This is a genomic window from Bradyrhizobium sp. SZCCHNRI2009 (assembly GCF_032485115.1).
Lineage (GTDB): Bacteria > Pseudomonadota > Alphaproteobacteria > Rhizobiales > Xanthobacteraceae > Bradyrhizobium.
Genome location: NZ_JAUEUH010000015.1, coordinates 90,819 through 111,481 on the forward strand (window position 1 = coordinate 90,819; position 20,663 = coordinate 111,481).

Sequence of the window (20,663 nt, forward strand, 5' to 3'; positions counted from 1 at the left end):
TGGGCCACACCACCGAGCGGCCCAAAAGAATGGCCGCCGAATGAGCGGATCTGGCCGGCGCGCCAACCCGGCCTGCCGCCCGGCTCAAGGCTGGCCGATCGCGCATATGGCGGTTTCCGTGAGGATGGTGCCGCCCACCCTCTGACGGGCTGCAAGAGCGCGCGTCGCGCCGCGGCGCCGGTGCCCGCTCTCCGTGGAAGGTCCTCTGGACGAGCGCGCGGGCACGGCAAGCGTCAGGTGCAACTGCCAAGCGCCCCCTCGACGCGAGCCGGGGCGCCTTTCGCCTCGATCCGGCTCGCGACGAATTGCGCTGCGGCAAACTGGACCATGTCCGCTTTTGCTCAGACTCCGGCCGGTGAACGGCAACACAATAGCCCTACAATATCAAATCGTAAGGAAGAGAGCCGCGGGGAATTTGTAGTCGGGGTGCGTTCTGTTTTGGAGAATCCGCGTGTTGGGACATCAGAGCCAAGATACCGCTTTTCCGATCCTTCTCGAGCGCGCGGGCGTCCGGAATGACATGCGCAGCTACAGGCTCATCCAACAATCTGCGCTCGCCGAATTCAGTCGTGCTGCATTGCAGACCCGCGACATCCACGTCGCTCTTCAGCGCGCCGCCGCGCTCGGTGCCAAGGGCCTCAATGCACCGTTCGCGATGGTGATGGAATTCGTGGCGGACGGAAAGAGACAGCTGGTCCGCGCGGGGTACGGATGGCCGAGCTCGGTCGAACAATCATCGTTCGTCGTGGACAGTACCTCGCCTGCCGGGCGCGCCTTCCAGACGGGTCAAGCCATCATCACCGGTCGCGCTCCCCCGGATGGTCGCTTCGAGATACCGGGGCTTCGAGTAGACCGCGGCATCAAGACGTCGATCAGCGTCCGGATCGATCGCGGCGGACGAGGCGGCGGCTATTTCGGCGTGCTCCAGGTCGACAGTCCGCCCCCCCGCCGCTTCGACGAGGCGGACGCTGCCTTCCTCACCGAATTCGCCGACATCGTCGGGATTGCAATCGAGCGCCTGCATGAGGAGACGCGGCTCCGGGACGCCTTGGACCATCAAGCCATGCTGACGCGCGAAATGGGTCACCGCGTCAAGAACAGCCTGTCTTCCGTCGTGGCCATGCTCCGGGTGCAGGCATTCGGGACGGATTCCGTTGAGGCCAAGCTTGCCCTCGGCGAGGCCGGATCGCGCGTAGCAGCCATTGCACAGGTTCATGATCATCTCTCGCGGGCATCACAGATCGGCTTCATCGACGTCGACGTCTTCCTCATAGACTTCTGCAAGAGGCTGCAACGCGTCGCGGGAGCGCGTATCCTGAACTGCGATGCCCATCCGATGCGGCTGTCGGCCGATCACGCCGTGCCTCTCGGTCTCCTGCTCAATGAGTTGGTCAGCAACGCCGTGAAACATGCCTATCCTGGCCAGGACGGACCGATCGACATCTCCGCCCGCGACATCGACGGTTGCCTGCAGCTCAGCGTGTCCGATCAGGGCGTCGGTCTGCCCGATGGTTTCGACATCGATCAACCGCGCACAAGCCTGGGGTTCCGGATGATCAAGGGGATGGTCCAGCAGCTTCGCGGCCGTCTCACCCTGAGCGCCAACCAGCCGACTGGCACGCGTGTCCTGTTCGAACTGCCGATCCTCCCCCGCAATGAAGCGGTTGTCCCGGCAGCCCTCGTCACCACAGAGCGCCCGGTGCTGGAGAAGGCCCGGTGATCCCTTGCGCGATCATCCCAACGGCCACCGCGGCCGATGCGATCCGCTGCTGACAAGGCTGGCCGCTTGCTCGAACGGCGCCTCTTGTCAGAGCACCTCGTCCACGCTTCGCTGATGGCGACCAGCGCGCTACGCGCTCCATGGTGAGACCACCTGCGCAGGCACGGCGGCATTTACCGGGCGGAAACCGTTGCTGTCGTTGAATGCGAGCATGGCACAGTTGCGCATGGAAGTTCGCGATTCGGCCGGCACCATCCTGCCGGGCTATGGCGACGCATTCTTCGACCTCAGGCTCCCCGGCGATCACCGCCGCGTGGCGCAGACCCTGCTCCGGATCATTCGCGGCGACGACTTCCGCTCACCGGTCCACAGTGTCCACTTCTTCCGGGGCGCTTCCGAGATCGGCTGCTGGTCGGTCGACGACGAGCGCGCGGAGATGAGCTTCGTGGACGAGTTCGCCCACACGCCGCCGGCCGCGGCGTAACAGCTTCCCCGACGAGCCCCCGGCACGCGGCATCGGCCTCATGCGATCCGGGGGTGCGCGGTCTGGTGCCAGGTCCAGGCCGAGCGGATGATCGTGCCGAGATCGGACCGATGCGCCGCGAAGCCGAGCTCCTGCTGGGCAAGATGGGGATCTGCGACCAGGACCGGTGGATCGCCGGCGCGGCGCGCGCGCACCACCAGCGGGACCCGCTCGCCGGTCTCCCTGCCGATTGCATCGACGATCTCGCGCACCGAATGGCCGCGGCCGGTCCCGAGATTGTAGGTGCCACCCGAACCGGTCTGCAGCAGACGCTCCATCGCCGCGATGTGGGCTGCCGCGAGATCGTCGACGTGAACGTAATCGCGCACGGCGGTCCCGTCGGGTGTGTCATAGTCGGTGCCGAAGATCGCAAAGTCCGGCACGTGGCCGAGGATCGCCATCAGCGCTCGCGGGATCAGGTGCGTCTCGGGATCGCGCAACTCACCGATCAGGCCTGACGCGTCGGCGCCGCCGGCGTTGAAGTAGCGCAGCACGATGGCCGACAGGCCGTAGGCTGCCTGATAGTCCGCCAGGATCTGCTCGATCATGTATTTCGAGCGGCCGTATGGATTCAGGGCCGATCCCGCGGCGCTCTCGGGAATCGGATCCCGCCCGGCGTCGCCATAGACCGCGCCGGTCGAGGAGAACACCAGCCGCGCGCACCCGGCCTCGCGCATGCCCTGCAGCAGGCCCAAGGTACCGACGACGTTGTTCAGATAATATTTGGACGGATCGGCGACGGATTCGCCGATCGTGCTCGGCCCGGCCAGGTGCATCACCGCGTCGACCGCGTGGGCGCGAATGGTGTCAGCCACTCTGGTGCTGTCGGCAATGTCGCCGACCACCAGCGGTCCCCATCGCACGAAGCGGCGATGGCCGGTGGACAGATTGTCATAGCAGATCGGCACGTAGCCGGCCCCGGCGACAGCCTTGCAGCAATGAGCCCCGATGTAGCCGGCGCCGCCGGCAACCAGGATCGCTCCGTTGTGACCCATGCATGAAAGCCTTCTGATCAGCAAACGGCTGGACCCAAGTCGCGGATGAGAAATGTGACCCAGCGAGGCGACCGCTGCAACCGGGCAGCGCGCGCCGGCCGGCGTCACCGACAACCGCTTGGCGGCAGGCCGCTCCGTGCTCTTAACGCTCTCGCACCCAGCCGGTCGTCCAAATTGCGGTCAAGTGACGCCGAATAGCTGATGTCACGCGATGACGGCACGACATCTAGCCGTGAACAGACCTCGTACCGGGCTGCGCCGCTGATTCGGACGCGGTTCGTTCAAGTCACGTTCTGAACGTTAACGTGAGCGCGCGCGACGTCGCATTCTGGGACATCAGGCGCGGGCTGGTCGCGGCAGCGAATCCGGCGCCGATGTCGTTGGCGCGATCCCGGCGCGGCGATCGCGGGCTGTGCCTGTGCTCAACCTGCTGGCCTGTTAGCTGGTTCATCACGGTCCGATCGCCCGCGGGTTCCGTTCGGCGCGCAGATGTCCATGCCCCGCGACGCATGGCTCACAACCCAGAGTCCAGGTGGCACGCGGCGCAGAATGGGATACGAGTCGTCGGACTGATCAGCGTCGGCCGATGCAGGAGGCGTCCCTTGAGTGAAACACCGAGCAACGTCGACGCGGCGGCGCGCGCTGCATCGACGCCGCCCGCCGCGGCGCCCGGGCTCTGGGCGCGTCTCGGCATTCCACTGCTTGCGGTGATCGCAGCGCTCGCCTTCGTGGCGCTCGCGACCACGCGCTGGAACGCCTGGACCGGCAACGCAACGACCCAATCGACCAACGATGCCTATGTGCGCGCCGACCTGACGCAGCTCTCGAGCCGCGTGGCCGGCGAGGTGACGAAGGTTGCGGTCAGCGATTTCCAGCAGGTCAAGGCCGGCGACCTGCTGGTCCAGATCGATCCGGCCGACTACGAGGCACAGGTGTCGCAGGCCGAGGCCAATGTCGAAGCGGCGCAGGCGGCGCTCGACAACCTCAGCAACCAGGTCGAGCTGCAATACGCGACCATCGCCCAGGCCGAGGCGCAGCAGGTCTCGGCCGGCGCGGCCGAGGTGCAGGCCAGGCAGGAGGAAGAGCGCCAGCAGTCGCTGTCGCAGAGCGAGGCAGGTACCAAGCAGCGGCTGGAACAGGCAACGGCCGCCTATGCCAAGGCACAGGCGGACGTGCGCGCGAGCCGCGCGGTGATCGCCGCGCAGCGTCATCAGCTCGAGGTGCTCACCGGCACCAAGAAGCAGCGCGGCGCCGATCTCGCCGGCGCCAAGGCCGCGCTCGCCGCCGCGCGGCTCAAGCTCGGCTACACCAGGATCACCGCGCCATTCGACGGCGTCGTCGGACAGCGCCAGGTGCAGGTCGGCGACTACGTCAATATCGGCAGCAGCCTGATCGCGGTGGTGCCGCTGCCGCATGTCTTCGTCATCGCCAACTACAAGGAAACGCAGCTCACCCATGTCGCGCCCGGCCAGCCGGTCGAGATCACCGTGGATTCGTTCCCGGGCCAGAGGCTGCATGGCCGCGTCGAGCGGATCGCGCCGGCCTCCGGCTCGCAATTCGCGCTGCTGCCGCCCGACAATGCCACCGGCAACTTCACCAAGGTCGTGCAGCGCATTCCGGTCCGCATCGCCCTCGACGGCGACCAGCCGCTGCTCGCGCGGCTGCTGCCGGGCATGTCGGTCGTGACCCACATCCGCACCAACGGCCAGGCCGATGGCGCCAAGTGAGACCGATCGCGGACCGCTGTCGCGCGGCGGCCAGGCGGCGCATCCGCTGTTTGCCGTCGGCGCCGTCCTGCTCGGCTCGTTCCTGGCGAATTTCGACAGCCGGCTGACCTCGGTCGGCCTGCCCGATCTGCGCGGCGCGTTCTCGCTCGGTTTTGACGAGGGCGCCTGGCTGTCCACCGCGGCGATCGGCTCGCAGATCGTCATCGCGCCGGCCGTGGCGTGGCTCGCGACCGTGTTCGGTCTGCGCCGTGTGCTGGGTATTCCCAGCCTGATCTATGCGGTGCTGTCCCTGATCATTCCGTTCGTGCGCGACTATCCGACCTTGATCGCGCTCGCGATCCTGCACGGCATGCTGCTCGGCACCTTCGTGCCGGCCACGCTCATGATCATCTTCCGCAACCTGCCGATCCGCTGGTGGCTGCCGGCGATCTCGATCTATGCGATCCGGGTCGGCTTCGCGCTGGATACCTCGACCTCGCTGGTCGGCTTCTATGTCGAGCATCTCGGCTGGCAGTGGCTGTACTGGCAGGGCGTCGTGCTGGCGCCGCTGATGGCGCTGATGGTCTATCTCGGCACCCCGGCCGAGCCCGTCAACCGCGCGCTGCTCGAGAACGCCGACTGGGGCGGGATGCTGCTGCTCGGCAGCGCCGTGGCGATGATCTATGCCGGTCTCGACCAGGGCAACCGACTCGACTGGCTGCAATCGGGCACGGTGATGGCGCTGCTGTGCGGCGGCGCCGCGCTGTTCGTCCTGTTCCTCGTCAACGAGGCGCTCGCCCCGCAGCCATGGGCGCATTTCAACGTGCTGTTCTCGCGCAACATCGGGCTGTCGCTGGTCGTGATCCTGCTCTACACGCTGACCAGCCTCTCGAATGCGTCGCTGGTGCCGAACTTCCTCGTCACCATCACGCAGTTGCGACCGGAGCAGAGCGGCTCGCTGCTGTTGTTCTACGGCGCGCTGCCGATGGTCGTGCTGGTGCCGCTGTCGATCGTCCTGCTTCGCCATCTCGATCCCCGCATCGTCGTCGTGCTCGGTCTCAGTGCCTTCGCGGCGGCCAATCTGCTCGGCACCCAGATCACCCATGCCTGGGCGCGCGAGGATTTCATCGTCATCGTCGTGCTGCAGTCGATCGGACAGGCCCTGACCTTGCTTCCGATCATCATCCTCGCGCTGTCGAATTCCGATCCGGCGCGAGCGACGTCCTTTGCGGCCTATATCCAGGTGATGCGGCTCGGCGGCGCCGAAATCGGCGTCGCCCTGATGGGAACGTGGCTGCGGGTGCGTGAGCAGGTGCATTCGGCCTATCTCGGCCTCAACATCCAGAGCGGCGATCTCGACGTCGCGCGCGCGCTGCAACGACTGACCGGCTATTTCGCCGCGCATGGCGGCGGCCAGGCCAAGGCCCGCGCCGTCGGGACCTTGGCCGCACAGGTGCAGCGCGAGGCCAACGTGCTCGCTTATCTCGATGCGTTCTGGCTGTGCTTCTGGCTCGCGATCGCCGCGCTCCTGCTGGTCGCCCTGATCACGCGCGCGCCGCCGGGCCCGTTCTCGCCAGCACCGATCGGTCTGAGGGCGGCGTGGATGCGACGGTTCGGAACGTCGACGACGTGAGCGGGCCCGCCCGCAGCATGCTGGGGCGTCGCCTTCTCTCCAACAACGCCGGCGCGCCTCTGCGCCTTTAACCTTCTGACGAAAGCCGAGCCGCACGATCAGAATCGCCGGCGCTGCATGTTGCGCGCCATCTCCGAGAGCTACGACATCTAGCCGTGAACAGATCTCAAACCGTGATTCGCAAGCGATTCGGACGCGGTTCGTTCCAGCCGCGTTCCGAACGTTAACGGCGGTGCGATGATCGTCGCATTCTGGGACATCATGCTCGCGATGATTGCGGCAACTCATCGAGCGGCCATTTCGAACGCTTGATCTTCTTGTAGGGCAACGTCGTCACGTCGCGCGCGACCACGCCGGGCGCATCGACCATGATGATGTCGGCCGCGATCGGCGCAAATGCCGCGCGGAAATGCTGGGCGGATTTCACCACGACGAGCTTGCGCGTGGCAGGATCGCAGCCGAGCTGCGTGAAGAAGTCGGTGCCGAACGCCTGGCAGCGGAACGTGGTGATCACGACCTCGACGCCATTGCTCCCGATCAACGCGCAATCGCCGAGCTTGGCGGGCGTGCCGGCAAGGCCCGTCATCACCATATTCTCCTTCAGCGCCTTGATCTCCCAGGTCGCATCGACGGGATCACCCGACAGCGGCCCGATCTTGCCGCCGATCCGCAGCGGCAGCTTGGCGCCGACGCCGGCATCGAAGGCGATGCGCACCGCGATCGGATCCCAGAGCGGACCGAGGCAGGCATTGCCGATGTTGCGGTCGAGCAGCCGGCGCAGGATGAACGTGGAATCGCCGGGCGCACCGCCGCCGGGATTGTCGCTGGCATCGCCGAGCACGATGGTGCCGTCCTTCGCCAAGGCCTGGTCGAGCGCAGCATCGACGCCGGGCATGCGTTCGGTCACCGCCTCGCGCATGCCGATCAGCTCGTCCGCGAGCTTGCGCGCCAGCGCCTGCGCCTTGGCGCCATCGGGATCGACGGCGGCATCGCTATAGACCAGCACCTTGGTGCCCATGGACGGCGTGTCGCCCCAGCCGAAGCCGTGAACGATCGAGGCCGAGACGATGCCGTCCTTGCCTTCCAGCGCGGTGACGCGGTCGACGAAGCTGCGCACCGGCTCGCGCGTGGTGTGCAGGGTCACGATCATGTCGGTGTCGACCAGGGCCTTCTGCAGCCTCAGCCGCTTCTCGGCGAGCTCGGTGCAATGTTTCACCAGATCCTGGGCCCGCTCGAGAATGTCGGTGTGCGGATATTCCTTCCAGCAGATCAGAAGATCGGCGCTTCTGACCATCAGCTCGCTCATGTGAACGTGGGGGTCGAGCGTCGCACCGATGACCACATCGGGTCCGACGATGTCGCGGATGCGCGCGAGCAGCTCGCCCTCGCAATCATCATAGCCGTCGGCGATCATCGCGCCGTGCAGGCCGATCAACGCCATGTCGACCGGCAGCGCGGCTTCGAGGTCGGCGAGGATCTGGTCGCGCAGGGTTTCGAACGCGGCGCGGGTGACGAGCCCGTTCGGCACCGCTGCGGCGACCAGCCCCTCGATCAAGGTCCAACCTTTCGATGGCCCGACCTGCCGCGCCGCCCATAGTGGCCCGCCATGCATCTGCATCTTGTCCGGATGCGTTCCGGCCGGGAAGTAGGCGCGCTCGTGGAAGGTCGCGAGCCCCGTCGGCATCGGCGCAAAAGTGTTGGTCTCGGTGGCAAGGGCGGCGGAGAAGACACGCATGGAGGAATTGCTCTTGGTTCGCGCGATGACAATGAGGCGGCCGCAGGGGATCGCATCGCGCCCACGAGCACAAGACTTTGCGACGGCAGAGCACCCGTCGCTCAGCGCATGATGTCGATCAGTTCGCCGCCGCCGGCGCCCTCACCGACTGATCCTCGATCGCCTTGATCGCGACGACGGCGACCTGGGATAATGCCTCGCGGTCGGCGCCTGACGACGCCATCACGCTCATGCCGGTGATCACGGCGGAAACATAGCGCGCGAGCGCAGCGGGGTCGGCGGCTTCAGCCAGATCGCCTTCGCGCTTGGCGCGCTCGAAACGGTGCCGGAGCTGCTCCTCGGTCTGCGCGCGGCGGGCCGCGAGCTCGAACGGCACGTTGGACGAGCCGGAGCCGCAGGCGAGACCGCCCTGCACCAGCAGGCAGCCGGGCGGATTGGAGGGATCGGTCTGTTTCTCGGCGACGCCCATCAGCATCCGCGCGGTGACCTCGCGGGCGGTCGGCGCGCTCAGCACCTCGTCCATCCAGGCCTCCCGTCGCGCCGTGTAGCGGTCGAGCGCGGCCCTGAGCAGGGCCTCCTTGCTGCCGAACGCGGCATAGAGGCTGGGCGGGTTGATGCCCATGGCGTCGGTGAGCTGGGCGATGGTGGCGCCCTCATAGCCATGGCGCCAAAACACCTCCATCGCCTGGTCCAGCGCGGTGTCGCGATCGAAAGTCCGGGGCCGTCCGATGCCCATCTGCAAAACTCCTGTTCCGTCTCCGCCCCGTCTGATTCTTATCTAGTTGTTCTTGAACGTGATTTCTTTGATCTGGCGCAGTCCGCCGAAAGTCGGGCTACTATTTTCGTAGTATCCGTTACATAAGTCTCTTGCGAACGGGTTGCCAGCGCCACATTTGTAGCGAGCACTACAAATCTGGAGCGCGCCAATGCCTTCGTCCGAAATTCGTTCTTCCGGCCGCCTGAAGCGGTGGCTGAGCACCGTCGCCGCCGGCTTGGTGATTGCCGCCGGCTCCTACGCCGGCTCCCAATATTTCCACTTCAGTTCCGCGCCGAATGCGGCCCGCGCTGCGGCCCCCGAACAGGCCGTCCCCGTTACGGTTGCCGTCGTCGAGCCGCGCCAGGCGAGCCTGTGGGACGAGTTCTCCGGCCGGCTTGAAGCCGTCGAGCGGGTCGAGATCCGGCCGCGGGTGGCCGGTGCCATTCTCGGCACCAATTTCACCGAGGGCTCGCTGGTCAAGGCTGGCGACGTCCTGTTCAAGATCGACCCGGCGCCCTACGCCGCCGAGGTCGACCGGGCGCAGGCGCAACTGGAAGCGGCGCGCGCCCGCGCCGCCTTCGCCGCCAACGAACTGGAGCGCGGCGCGCAGCTGGTTGGCAATTCCATCGTGACCAAGCGCGATTACGACCAGCGCGACAACGGCAATCGCGAAGCCATCGCCAACGTCAAGGCCGCCGAAGCGACCTTGCAGACAGCCAAGCTCAATCTCGACTACACGCAGGTGCGCGCGCCGGTCGACGGCCGGGTCGGCCGGATCGAGGTCACGGTCGGCAACCTCGTCGCCGCCGGGTCGGCCTCGCCGGTGCTGACCTCGCTGGTGTCCGTCAACCCGATCTATGCGAGCTTCGACGCCACCGAAGAGCTGGTGTTGCGCGCATTGTCGGCGATTGCCGACGGCTCGGGCAAACGCGGCAATCTCGACCGCATCCCGGTCGAGATGACGACCTCGGGCGGCATCACGGCATCCGGCCATATCCAGTTGATCGACAATCAGGTCAACGGGCAGAGCGGCACGATCCGCGTCCGCGCCGTGTTCAAGAACGAGGACGGCCGGCTGATCCCCGGCCAGTTCGCGCGCGTGCGCATGGGCCAGCCGCAGCAGCAATCGCTGGTGCTGCTCGACGAGCGCGCCATCGGCACCGACCAGGACAAGAAATTCGTGATGGTGGTCGGCGACGACGAGCGCGCTGTCTATCGCCCGGTCAGCCTCGGCGGCAGCGTCGATGGCCTGCGCATCATCTCCGCCGGCCTCAAGCCCGGCGAGCGCGTGGTGGTCAATGGCCTCCAGCGGGTGCGGCCAGGTGCGTTGTTGAAGACGCAGGTGGCCGCGATGGGCGCACGCGATGGGGCGGCCACTGACAACAAGCGACTGGCGCAGCGCTGATCATGATCGACAATGGCGGTCACCACACACGCGATGCCCACCCTCCCCTGGAGGGGGAGGGTCGACGCGCGCACAGCGCGCGGCGGGGTGGGGTGACGGTCTCAGTTGGTGAAAACCTGCTCGCACCTCCTCAGCCATCCGTGCGTCGCGGGTTCGTCTCAGTCGAGCACCGCACGCGCGGAGGGGCCGCCACCCCACCCCGTCTCGCATGTCGCTGCGCTCATGCGAGCCGACCCTCCCCCTCCAGGGGAGGGTGGGCACCGCGCCAGCCCTTAGACCAAGTCAGATAACGACGACCGACCTCTCCCGACCACGGGGCCTCCCATGAACCTCTCCAAATTCTTCATCGATCGGCCGATCTTCGCAGGCGTGCTGTCGACGCTGATCTTCCTCGGCGGCTTGATCGCGCTGTTCTCCATGCCGATCTCCGAATACCCCGACGTCGTGCCGCCCTCCGTGGTGGTGCGTGCGACCTATCCCGGCGCCAATCCGAAGGTGATCGCCGAGACGGTGGCGACGCCGATCGAGGAGCAGATCAACGGCGTCGAGAACATGCTCTATATGAGCAGCCAGGCGACCACCGACGGCGCGATGACGCTCACGGTCACCTTCAAGCTCGGCACCGATCCGGACAAGGCCACGCAGCTGGTGCAGAACCGGGTGCAGCAGGCCGAGCCGCGGCTGCCCGCCGTGGTGCGCCAGCTCGGGGTGATCACCAAGAAGAGCTCGCCCGACCTCACCATGGTCGTGCATCTGATCTCGCCCAACGGCCGCTATGACACCACCTATTTGCGCAACTACGCGGTGCTCAACGTCAAGGACCGGCTGGCGCGCATCGACGGCGTCGGCGACGTCCAGCTGTTCGGCGCCGGCGACTATTCGATGCGGGTCTGGGTCGATCCGCAGAAGGCGGCCGAGCACGGTCTCTCCGCTAGCGACATCGTCAAGGCGATCCAGGCGCAGAACGTCGAGGCCGCTGCCGGCGTGGTCGGCGCCTCGCCGAGCGTGAAGGGGCTGGACCTGCAGCTCTCGGTCAATGCCGAGGGCCGGCTGTCGAACGAGGACCAGTTCGCCGACATCGTGGTGAAGACCGGCGCTCACGGCGAGATCACGCGGCTGCGCGACGTCGCCCGCATCGAGCTCGGCGCCTCCGAATACGGCCTGCGCTCGCTGCTCGACAACAAGCAGGCGGTGGCGATTCCGATCTTCCAGGCGCCGGGCTCCAACGCGCTGCAGATCTCCGACAACGTCCGCGCCACCATGGCGGAGATCGCGAAGACGATGCCGGAGGGCGTCGAGTATCACATCGTCTACGACCCGACCCAGTTCGTGCGCTCCTCGATCGAGGCCGTCGTGCACACGCTGTTCGAGGCGATCGTGCTGGTCGTGATCGTGGTGATCCTGTTCCTGCAGACCTGGCGCGCCTCGATCATCCCGCTGCTGGCGGTGCCCGTCTCCATCGTCGGCACCTTCGCCGTGATGCATCTGTTCGGCTTCTCGATCAACGCGCTCAGCCTGTTCGGCCTGGTGCTCGCGATCGGCATCGTCGTCGACGACGCCATCGTCGTGGTCGAGAATGTCGAGCGCAACATCGAGAGCGGGCTGTCGCCGCGTGACGCCACCTACCAAGCGATGCGCGAGGTGTCGGGGCCGATCATCGCGATCGCGCTGGTGCTGGTCGCCGTGTTCGTGCCGCTCGCCTTCATCTCCGGCCTCACGGGCCAGTTCTACAAGCAGTTCGCGCTGACGATCGCGATCTCCACCGTGATCTCGGCGGTGAACTCGCTGACCTTGTCGCCGGCCCTGTCGGCGCTGCTGCTCAAGGGCCACCACGAGCCGAAGGATCGCCTCACCCGCATCCTCGACCAGAGTCTCGGCTGGTTCTTCCGCGGCTTCAACCGCGCCTTCGTCCGCGCCTCCAACAATTACAGCGGCAGCGTGTCCAAGGTGATCACCGGCAAGGCCGCGGTGATGATCCTCTATGTCCTGCTGGTCGGCGCCACCGCCGTGCTGTTCAAGCAGGTGCCGGGCGGCTTCGTGCCGGGCCAGGACAAGCAGTATCTGGTCGGCTTCGCGCGGCTGCCGGACGGCGCCACGCTCGACCGCTCCGAGGAGGTGATCCGCAAGATGAGCGACATCGCGCTGACGCAGCCCGGGATCGAGAGCTCGGTCGCCTTCCCCGGCCTGTCGATCTCCGGCTTCACCAACTCCTCCAATGCCGGCATCGTGTTCTCGACCTTGAAGCCGTTCGACGAGCGTAAGGATCCATCGCTGTCCGGCGGCGCGCTGGCGATGGAGCTCAACAAGAAATATGCGGGCATCCAGGACGCCTTCATCGCGATGTTCCCGCCGCCACCGGTCAACGGCTTGGGCACCATCGGCGGCTTCAAGCTGCAGATCGAGGACCGCGCCGGCCTCGGCTACGAGGCTCTGAACGACGTCACCAAGGCGTTCATGGCCGGCCTGCAGAAGTCGCCGGAGATCGCCGGCGTGTTCTCGAGCTTCCAGGTCAACGTCCCGCAACTGTTCGCCGACATCGACCGCACCAAGGCGTTGCAGCTCGGCGTCCCCGTGACGGAGGTGTTCAACACCCTGCAGATCTACCTCGGCTCCTACTACGTGAACGACTTCAACAAGTTCGGCCGCACCTATTCGGTGCGCGTGCAGGCCGACGCGCCGTTCCGCGCCCGTGCCGACGATATCCGCCAGCTCAAGGTGCGCTCCGCCTCCGGCGACATGGTGCCGCTGTCGGCGCTGCTCAACGTGCGACAGAGCGCAGGTCCCGAACGCGCCATCCGCTACAACGGCTTCCTGTCGTCGGATATCAACGCGGCAGCGGCGCCCGGCTTCTCCTCCGGCCAGGCGCAGGCGGCCGCCGAGCGGGTCGCGGCCGAGGTGCTGCCGCCCGGCTTCGCCTTCGAATGGACCGACCTGACCTACCAGGAGTTCATCGCCGGCAACTCCGGCCTGTGGGTGTTTCCGCTCGCGATCCTGCTGGTGTTCCTGGTGCTGGCCGCGCTGTATGAGAGCCTGACCCTGCCGCTGGCGATCCTGATGATCGTGCCGATGGCCCTGCTGGCGGCGATGTTCGGTGTCTACCTCTCGAAGGGCGACAACAACATCTTCACCCAGATCGGCCTGATCGTGCTCGTCGGCCTCTCCGCCAAGAACGCGATCCTGATCGTCGAATTCGCGCGCGAGCTCGAATTCGCCGGGCGGACGCCGTTGCGCGCCGCGATCGAGGCCAGCCGCCTGCGGCTGCGGCCGATCCTGATGACGTCGATGGCGTTCATCATGGGCGTGCTGCCGCTGGTGCTCTCGACCGGCGCCGGCTCGGAGATGCGGCGCGCGATGGGCGTCGCGGTGTTCTCCGGCATGATCGGCGTCACCGTGTTCGGCCTGTTCCTGACGCCCGTGTTCTACGTGCTGCTGCGGACGCTGACCGGCATGAAGCCCCTCACCCAGCATGGCGGCCACGGCACGGTGGCGGCTCAACCCGCGGAGTAAACAAGAATGTGAACGCGCGTGATGTCGAGCGCCCGGAAACGCGATCGTCTCTTGATTCGTAGAGACAAATGGCAGCCGGCGTCCCGATCACGCTCCACGGATGATCCGATTCACGATCAATTCTACACGACTGTGAAACGGATCACAGACCAGCGCAGCGAGATGGAGGACGCCAACTCCAGCACGTTGCGCCGACCCGGCGGCCTGTCCCGCACCAGGCCGCCGGGTCATTTGACCACACGGAGTTGCAACATGGATTTTTTGAATCATCTTGTCGCCGCCAGACTGATGAAGACAGCAGAGGGTTTTGAACGCATCGGCGCCCACGGTGCATCGCGGCGGCTGCCGGCTCCGACCCGTGCGCGGGCGACGAGCACACCGGCGCTCGGTCTCGTCGTCGACAATTCGGCGGGGAGCGAACCGGTGCCGGCGCTTGCCTGCCCGGACGATCAAGGTTGCAGCGCCGGATTGTAGGACCGCAACGCTCCAAACACGTCCCCGGGGGCGTGACCCCCGCCGGACCAGACCATGCGCCGGCAGCGGACGATCTCAACACGCCCTGCCGCAACGCGGCCGGCGCGGCGCCTAGCGCCAAAATGGCATCATCTCACGATCAAAACTCGCGCTTGCCACGGCTGGGAACAGCCGATAGCTTTTTTGAACCTTTCAAAGCGCGACGGATCATCGAGCATGTTTTCACGGCGGACCAGCCCCACGGGTGTGAAGGTGTCGAACGGGACGCCACGCGCGGCCCTCCCCGTCTCGAAGACGGTGCTGGTGGCGGCGGCAGCCATGCTGAGCGTCGCCGCGGCGGCGCAGGCGCGCGATCTCACGGTGGTGTCTTGGGGCGGCAACTATCAGGACGCGCAGCGCAAGATCTACTTCCAGCCGTTCGCCGCCAAGCTCGGCGCCACCGTGCTCGACGAGAGCTGGGACGGCGGCTATGGCGTGCTGCAGGCCAAGGTGAAGGCCGGGGTGCCGAACTGGGATGCGGTGCAGGTCGAGGCCGAGGAGCTCGAGCTCGGCTGCAGCGACGGCATCTATGAGAAGATCGACTGGAGCAAGATCGGCGACAAGAAAGGCTTCATCCCGGCCGGCGTGAGCGATTGCGGCGTCGGCGCCATCGTGTGGTCGACGGGCATGTCCTATGACGGCGACAAGATCAAGGATGGGCCGAAGACCTGGGCGGACTTCTGGGACACGGCGAAGTTTCCGGGCAAGCGCGGCCTGCGCAAGGGCGCCAAATACACGCTCGAATTCGCGCTGATGGCCGACGGCGTGCCAGCCAGCGACGTCTACAAGGTGCTGAAGACCAAGGAGGGCGTCGAGCGCGCCTTCAAGAAGCTCGACGCGCTCAAGGCCGACATCGTGTGGTGGGAGGCCGGCGCGCAGCCGCTGCAGCTGTTGTCGTCCGGCCAGGTCGCGATGACCTCGGTCTATAACGGCCGCATCAGCGCCATCAACCGCACGGAGGGCAAGCATTTCGGCTTCGTGTTTCCGGGCAGCATCTACGCGGTCGACAGCTGGGTGGTGCTGAAGGGCTCGCCGAACAAGGATGCCGCGATGAACTTCATCGCGTTTGCGAGCCAGGCCGAGAACCAGGCCAAGCTGCCGGAATACATCGCCTACGGCCTGCCGAACATCGCCGCCGCCAAGCTGGTGCCGGAAAAGTTCGCCGCCGAGCTGCCGACCACGCCGGACAACCTGAAGCAGGCGATCGCGCTCGACGTCGGCTTCTGGACCGACAATTCTGAAGAGCTGTCGAAGCGCTTCAACGCCTGGCTCGCGCGCTGAGGTTCGCCGCTTCAGCAAACCGGGCGCGCGATGATCGTCGTCGCGACGCGCGCCTGCCCTCCTCGTGCATGAGTCCCGGCGAGGTCCGCGCCGAAAGCCTCCGTCATGGATACCCCCTTCATCTCGTTCCGGCAGGTGGTCAAGCGCTTCGCTGCGCTGACCGTGGTCGACGATCTCGATCTCGATATCGCGCGCGGTGAGTTTGTCGCCCTGCTCGGTCCCTCCGGCTCCGGCAAGACCACGCTCCTGATGATGCTCGCCGGCTTCGAGCAGCCGACCAGCGGCACGATCGAGGTCGGCGGCGCCAGGGTCGACGGGCTGCCGCCGCACAAGCGCAACATGGGCGTGGTGTTCCAGAACTACGCGCTGTTCCCGCATATGAGCGTGCGCGACAACATCGCCTTTCCGCTCAAGATGCGCGGCACGCCCAAGCCCGAGATCGCGCAGCGCGTCGCCCGCGTGCTCGACATGGTCAAGCTGTCGGCCATGGCCGAGCGCAAGCCGGCGCAGCTGTCCGGCGGCCAGCAGCAGCGCGTCGCGCTTGCCCGCGCCCTGGTGTTCGAGCCGCAGGTGGTGCTGATGGACGAGCCGCTCGGCGCGCTCGACAAGAAGCTGCGCGAGCAGATGCAGCTCGACATCCGCGACCTGCACCGCCGGCTCGGCCTCACCATCGTGTTCGTCACCCACGATCAGGACGAGGCGCTGACGATGTCGGACCGCATCGCCGTGTTCAACCACGGCAGGATCGAGCAGATCGGCACGCCGCGCGAGATCTACGAGCTGCCGCGCACGCCCTTCGTCGCCGAGTTCATCGGCGAGACCAACCTGCTGGCGTGCAAGGTCGACGAGCACGCGGGCGACGCGGTGCGGCTGACGGCGGACTCGGGCCTCGCGCTGGCGGCGCATGCCGGCGCCGGCCGCATTGATGGCGGCAGGGTGCAGGTCTCGATCCGTCCCGAGGCCATCCGGATCAACGATCATGCAGCGGCGACCGCGAACCGCCTGACCGCGCGCATCCTGGATGCGGTGTATTTCGGCGATCACGTGCGTCTGGTCGCCACGGCCGGCGCGCAGCGGCTGATCATCAAGGGCGATCGTGCCGGTCAGGCTGCGGAGGTCGGCAGCGAGGTCGCGCTGTCGTTCGCGGCGTCGGACGTCTGGGTGGTGGGATCATGCGACCAGTCTTCCGCCAACGGTTGACGGCATTTCTGCTGCTGGCGCCGCTTCTGGCGTTCATGCTGTCGTTCTTCGTCGTGCCGCTGGTGACGATGATGAAGTCGGCTGTATCCGATCCAGTCGCGACCGAGTCCCTGCCCCGCACCCACAAGGCGCTGGCGCGCTGGGACCGCACGAGCGTGCCTCCTGCAACCGCACAGGCCGCGTTCATCGACGACATCCGCAAGCTGACCAATGACGAGCAGTTCGGCGATCTCGTTCGCCGCCTCAACAGCGCGCAGTCCGGATTCCGCAGCCTGCTTGGTAAGACCCGCCGCGCGCTCGACGGCACCGACGCGGTCGACCTCGCCGCGATCGACTCGCGCTGGAGCGAGACCACCTATTGGACGACCATCGCCGAGGCCGTCGCCTCGCCCTGGACCGACAAGAACCTGCTCGCTGCTGTCGACCTCGAGCGCAACGCCGCCGGCAATATCGCTGCGATGCCGGAGGGCGCCTCGGCCAACCGCCTGATCATGATCCGGACCTTCGTGACCTCGGCGCTGGTGACGCTGGCCTGCATCCTCATCGGCCTGCCGTTCGCGATGGTGGCCGCCTCGGTCGACGGCTGGCGACGGCAGATCCTGCTCGGCGCGGTGCTGCTGCCGCTCTGGACCTCGCTGCTGGTACGCACCGCCGCCTGGTATGTCGTGCTGCAGGACAACGGCCTGATCAACGCCACCTTGAAGGGGCTCGGCCTGACGTCGGCGCCGATCCCGCTGATGTTCAACCGGATCGGCGTCGTCATCGCCATGACGCATGTGCTGCTGCCGTTCATGGTGCTGCCGATCTTCAGCGTGCTGATCGCGATCCCGCGCAACCTGATGCCGGCGGCGGCCTCGCTCGGCGCCCATCCGCTGCGCGCCTTCGTCCACGTGCTGCTGCCGCTGTCGATGCGCGGCGTCGTCTCGGGCGCGCTGCTCGTGTTCATGGCCGCGCTGGGCTACTACATCACGCCCGCTTTGATCGGCGGCGCCAACGACCAGATGATCAGCTCGGTGATCGCCTACTACGCCACGGGGGCGGCGAACTGGGGCATGGCCGGTGCGCTCGGTCTCGTCCTGCTGGCGATGACGATCCTGCTCTATGCCGTCTACATCCGGCTGACCTCGGCCGAGGAGCAGCGCGCATGAAATGGCTGCCGCTCGTCAAGCTGCTGTTCGCGATCGCCGTCATCGTGTTCCTGCTCGGGCCGCTGGTCGCGGTGCTGCCGCTATCGCTGACCGACAGCGTGTTCCTGAACTATCCCATTCCCGGCTATTCGACGCGCTGGTTTCGCGAGCTGGTCACCGCCGACTCCTGGCGGCTGTCGATCGTCAACAGCCTGCTGATCGGCGCGGGGACCACAGCCCTTGCAACGTTGCTCGGCACGCTCGCCGCGCTCGGCCTGCGCGGCAAGCCCGCCTCGCTGCTGTTCGCGACGCTTCGCACCGTGTTCCTGCTGCCGATGGTCGTGCCGGCGGTGGTGCTCGGCGTCGGCATGCAGCTGATGTTTTCGCGCTACGGGCTCACCAACACCTATCTCGGCGTCATCATCGCGCACACCGTCGTCGCCGTGCCGTTCGTGCTGGTCAACGTCTCCTCGGCCTTGCAGGGCGTCGATATCCAGCTCGAGCGGGCCGCCGCGAGTCTCGGCGCCTCGCCTGCCGTGGTGCTGCGCTCGGTGACGTTTCCCATCGCGCTGCCCGGCATGATCTCCGGCGCATTGTTCGCTTTCGCGACGTCGCTGGACGAGGTGGTGCTGACGCTCTTCGTCGCCGGCCCCAATCAGCGCACCCTGGCGCGGCAGATGTTCGCCACCATCCGCGAGAACATCAGTCCGGCGATCGTCTCGGCGGCGGCCGTGTTCATCGTCGGGACGATCGTGCTGTCGCTCGCGATGCTCGCGCTCCGGCGGCGGATGACGTGAGGGAAGGCACCGGTCCGTAGGGCGGATGAGCGCAGCGTAATCGGCCGCCCCGTGCGCGAACAGCCGCTATGCGCACAACAGCCGGAATGGCGGATTACGCTGCGCTCATCCGCCCTACGGCTGCCCTACCCCGCCTTCACGTATTTGCGCCAATTGTGCGCTTCCTTGAACCCGAGCACCTCGCGCGTCTTGCGGTTCGACAGCGGCGCCTCGTCGTCACCCATCTCGCGGGTCACCGGCACATTCGGACAATAGCGGCGCAGCAGCTCGCGCGTCGGCATCGTTGCGGTGACGGTGTCGTTGACCGCGTTGAAGACCTGGAAGCCGAGCCCGTCCTTCTCGATCGCCAGATGCACGATCTCGCCGAGGTCGCGGGCGTCGATATAGGACCAGGCGTTGCGCTTGCGCGACGGCGGGTCGGCGAGGAAGCGGGGGAACATGTCGTATTCATGCGGCTCGATGACGTTGCCGATGCGCAAGCAGTAGATGTCGATGCCATAGCGCATCGCAAAGGCGCGCGCGGTCTTTTCGTTCACGACCTTGGACAACCCGTAGGAATCCATCGGGTCGGTGTCGTAGTCCTCCTCGAGCGGAAAGCTCCTGAAGTCCTTGTCGCCCTCCGCGAAGCAGACGCCATAGGTGGTCTCGCTGGAGGCGATGATGATCTTGCGCACGCCGAGCTTCGCAGCGGCCTCGATGACGTTGTAGGTGCTGATCGTGTTCACGCGAAAGGTCTCGTTGTCGGGCTCGATCAGCACCCGCGGGATCGCGGCGAAATGCACCACCGCATCCGGCGCCCGTGGCGGCCGGCCGGCGTTGAAGCCGCCGAAGCCATGATGCGTGGTCAGCGCGTTGAAGGCCTGGCCGCTGTCCGTCAGATCCGCGATCAGGGTATTGATCCCGGGGTGATCGAACGGCTTGAGGTCGACGTTGAGGAGCGCGTAGCCCTTGTTCTGCAGATGCGGCAGCACATGCCTGCCCGCCTTGCCGGTTCCCCCGGTGAACACCACGCGCTTGGCTGTCATTGAGCTCGTCATCCCCTGTGAGTGCGTGATCGCTTCTAGCAGTTTCCAGCGAAGCTGCTCCACAAGGAACTTGCAGCCTGCCGCGCGGAACGCGGCCTGCTTTCAATGCCGCGTGGAAGCCTATTGCCGCACTGCGTTGATAGCTCCGCCTCCCGGCAGGTGACATCAGGCCAACCGCCCCGATCCAGCCTGCGCGCATTTCTGTCGATCCGAAAATCGCCTCCCATCGCGACACGGCAATCTCTGGATGCGTCGCCGGCACATCACCCGATCGCGATGCAAACGACGATCATTCGCAGAATTTTTTCGGCGCTGAGTAGCCAAGTTTCCCATTTTCGAATAGGTAATATAGTGCGGTCACAATGTATTGGGACGGCAGGTTCGTCCCTGAAGGGATATTGTCATGAGATTGTCGTCGAGTGTCGTCGTGTCCTCGGCTGCCGCCGTGCTGGCAACCGTCCTGCTGTGCGGTCCTGCCGCATCGCAAATCACACCAGGCTCCGCCCCCTCGCTTCCGGGCGTAACGGTCGACGCACCGAAGCAGGCGACAAAGCTCCAGAGGTCGAAGACCACGGCCGACACCGGGATCTCGCGCCGCACGCGGTCGACGGCGTCGTCGACGGCGCGCGCGCCGTCAGTTGCGTCGGACTCCGTGGAAGCCAGGATCGCCAAGCTGGAGAGAGCCGCCAGCAGCTGCAACGGCGGCTGCGAGACCAGCTTCAAGTCGGGCAATGCGCCT

The 20,663-nt window shown here is 66.4% G+C and carries 16 protein-coding genes; 11 read left to right on the plus strand and 5 right to left on the minus strand.

Annotated features, from left to right (window positions below):
• Positions 1-451: 451 nt before the first annotated feature.
• Complete coding sequence (locus tag QX041_RS33590) at positions 452-1,720, plus strand: sensor histidine kinase (protein ID WP_316168063.1); 1,269 nt, start codon at positions 452-454, stop codon at positions 1,718-1,720.
• 211 nt (positions 1,721-1,931) lie between these two features.
• Positions 1,932-2,204, plus strand: coding sequence for a hypothetical protein (locus QX041_RS33595; RefSeq protein ID WP_315753358.1), 273 nt, complete (start codon positions 1,932-1,934; stop codon positions 2,202-2,204).
• 38 nt (positions 2,205-2,242) lie between these two features.
• Here the strand turns inward: QX041_RS33595 and galE are convergent, their stop codons facing one another.
• The gene (gene galE, locus QX041_RS33600; protein WP_316168064.1) at positions 2,243-3,238 is read right to left on the minus strand and encodes a UDP-glucose 4-epimerase GalE; all 996 of its coding nucleotides are present in this window, start codon (positions 3,236-3,238) and stop codon (positions 2,243-2,245) included.
• A gap of 602 nt (positions 3,239-3,840) precedes the next feature.
• On the opposite strand from galE, the gene QX041_RS33605 reads away from it, so the two are divergent.
• Complete coding sequence (locus QX041_RS33605; RefSeq protein ID WP_315753354.1) at positions 3,841-4,965, plus strand: HlyD family secretion protein; 1,125 nt, start codon at positions 3,841-3,843, stop codon at positions 4,963-4,965.
• Positions 4,952-6,577, plus strand: a complete 1,626-nt coding sequence (locus tag QX041_RS33610) for an MFS transporter (RefSeq protein ID WP_316168066.1) — start codon at positions 4,952-4,954, stop codon at positions 6,575-6,577. The genes QX041_RS33605 and QX041_RS33610 overlap by 14 nt, the downstream gene beginning before the upstream one ends.
• A 259-nt stretch (positions 6,578-6,836) precedes the next feature.
• Here the strand turns inward: QX041_RS33610 and QX041_RS33615 are convergent, their stop codons facing one another.
• Positions 6,837-8,312, minus strand: coding sequence for a M81 family metallopeptidase (locus QX041_RS33615; RefSeq protein ID WP_316168067.1), 1,476 nt, complete (start codon positions 8,310-8,312; stop codon positions 6,837-6,839).
• A 118-nt stretch (positions 8,313-8,430) separates the two neighbouring features.
• Positions 8,431-9,048, minus strand: coding sequence for a TetR/AcrR family transcriptional regulator (locus QX041_RS33620; RefSeq protein WP_315753348.1), 618 nt, complete (start codon positions 9,046-9,048; stop codon positions 8,431-8,433).
• Positions 9,049-9,238: 190 nt separating this feature from the next.
• Here QX041_RS33620 and QX041_RS33625 point away from each other — a divergent pair, with 190 nt between their 5' ends.
• The 7 genes from QX041_RS33625 to QX041_RS33655 all read left to right on the plus strand — a co-directional run bounded on the left by QX041_RS33625 (position 9,239) and on the right by QX041_RS33655 (position 18,899).
• Complete coding sequence (locus tag QX041_RS33625) at positions 9,239-10,474, plus strand: efflux RND transporter periplasmic adaptor subunit (RefSeq protein WP_316168068.1); 1,236 nt, start codon at positions 9,239-9,241, stop codon at positions 10,472-10,474.
• 324 nt (positions 10,475-10,798) lie between these two features.
• Positions 10,799-13,981 (plus strand): multidrug efflux RND transporter permease subunit, encoded by a 3,183-nt coding sequence (locus QX041_RS33630; RefSeq protein WP_315825428.1) that lies wholly within the window; start codon positions 10,799-10,801, stop codon positions 13,979-13,981.
• A gap of 21 nt (positions 13,982-14,002) precedes the next feature.
• Positions 14,003-14,455, plus strand: coding sequence for a hypothetical protein (locus QX041_RS33635; protein WP_316168069.1), 453 nt, complete (start codon positions 14,003-14,005; stop codon positions 14,453-14,455).
• 318 nt (positions 14,456-14,773) lie between these two features.
• Positions 14,774-15,775, plus strand: a complete 1,002-nt coding sequence (locus QX041_RS33640) for an ABC transporter substrate-binding protein (protein WP_316168077.1) — start codon at positions 14,774-14,776, stop codon at positions 15,773-15,775.
• A 105-nt stretch (positions 15,776-15,880) separates the two neighbouring features.
• Complete coding sequence (locus QX041_RS33645; protein WP_316168070.1) at positions 15,881-16,975, plus strand: ABC transporter ATP-binding protein; 1,095 nt, start codon at positions 15,881-15,883, stop codon at positions 16,973-16,975.
• Between the two features lie 35 nt (positions 16,976-17,010).
• Positions 17,011-18,123 carry an ABC transporter permease gene (locus tag QX041_RS33650; RefSeq protein WP_316168078.1) on the plus strand — a complete coding sequence of 371 codons (1,113 nt, stop codon included), beginning with the start codon at positions 17,011-17,013 and terminating at the stop codon, positions 18,121-18,123.
• Complete coding sequence (locus tag QX041_RS33655; RefSeq protein ID WP_316168071.1) at positions 18,120-18,899, plus strand: ABC transporter permease; 780 nt, start codon at positions 18,120-18,122, stop codon at positions 18,897-18,899. Before QX041_RS33650 ends, QX041_RS33655 begins: the two co-directional genes overlap by 4 nt.
• A gap of 125 nt (positions 18,900-19,024) precedes the next feature.
• On the opposite strand, the gene QX041_RS33660 is transcribed toward QX041_RS33655, so the two are convergent.
• Positions 19,025-19,924 carry an NAD(P)-dependent oxidoreductase gene (locus QX041_RS33660; RefSeq protein WP_316168072.1) on the minus strand — a complete coding sequence of 300 codons (900 nt, stop codon included), beginning with the start codon at positions 19,922-19,924 and terminating at the stop codon, positions 19,025-19,027.
• Between the two features lie 357 nt (positions 19,925-20,281).
• Positions 20,282-20,623, minus strand: a complete 342-nt coding sequence (locus QX041_RS33665; RefSeq protein ID WP_315799368.1) for a hypothetical protein — start codon at positions 20,621-20,623, stop codon at positions 20,282-20,284.
• Between the last annotated feature and the right edge of the window lie 40 nt (positions 20,624-20,663).

Excerpts from the sequence above, each read along its gene's own strand:
- QX041_RS33630 (WP_315825428.1), top strand. The coding sequence starts at position 10,799 with ATGAACCTCTCCAAATTCTTCATCGATCGGCCGATCTTCGCAGGCGTG.
- QX041_RS33610 (WP_316168066.1), top strand. The coding sequence starts at position 4,952 with ATGGCGCCAAGTGAGACCGATCGCGGACCGCTGTCGCGCGGCGGCCAG.
- QX041_RS33595 (WP_315753358.1), top strand. The coding sequence starts at position 1,932 with ATGGCACAGTTGCGCATGGAAGTTCGCGATTCGGCCGGCACCATCCTG.
- galE (WP_316168064.1), bottom strand. The coding sequence starts at position 3,238 with ATGGGTCACAACGGAGCGATCCTGGTTGCCGGCGGCGCCGGCTACATC.
- QX041_RS33615 (WP_316168067.1), bottom strand. The coding sequence starts at position 8,312 with ATGCGTGTCTTCTCCGCCGCCCTTGCCACCGAGACCAACACTTTTGCG.
- QX041_RS33650 (WP_316168078.1), top strand. The coding sequence starts at position 17,011 with ATGCTGTCGTTCTTCGTCGTGCCGCTGGTGACGATGATGAAGTCGGCT.
- QX041_RS33645 (WP_316168070.1), top strand. The coding sequence starts at position 15,881 with ATGGATACCCCCTTCATCTCGTTCCGGCAGGTGGTCAAGCGCTTCGCT.
- QX041_RS33640 (WP_316168077.1), top strand. The coding sequence starts at position 14,774 with ATGCTGAGCGTCGCCGCGGCGGCGCAGGCGCGCGATCTCACGGTGGTG.
- QX041_RS33655 (WP_316168071.1), top strand. The coding sequence starts at position 18,120 with ATGAAATGGCTGCCGCTCGTCAAGCTGCTGTTCGCGATCGCCGTCATC.
- QX041_RS33660 (WP_316168072.1), bottom strand. The coding sequence starts at position 19,924 with ATGACAGCCAAGCGCGTGGTGTTCACCGGGGGAACCGGCAAGGCGGGC.
- QX041_RS33625 (WP_316168068.1), top strand. The coding sequence starts at position 9,239 with ATGCCTTCGTCCGAAATTCGTTCTTCCGGCCGCCTGAAGCGGTGGCTG.
- QX041_RS33635 (WP_316168069.1), top strand. The coding sequence starts at position 14,003 with ATGTCGAGCGCCCGGAAACGCGATCGTCTCTTGATTCGTAGAGACAAA.
- QX041_RS33620 (WP_315753348.1), bottom strand. The coding sequence starts at position 9,048 with ATGGGCATCGGACGGCCCCGGACTTTCGATCGCGACACCGCGCTGGAC.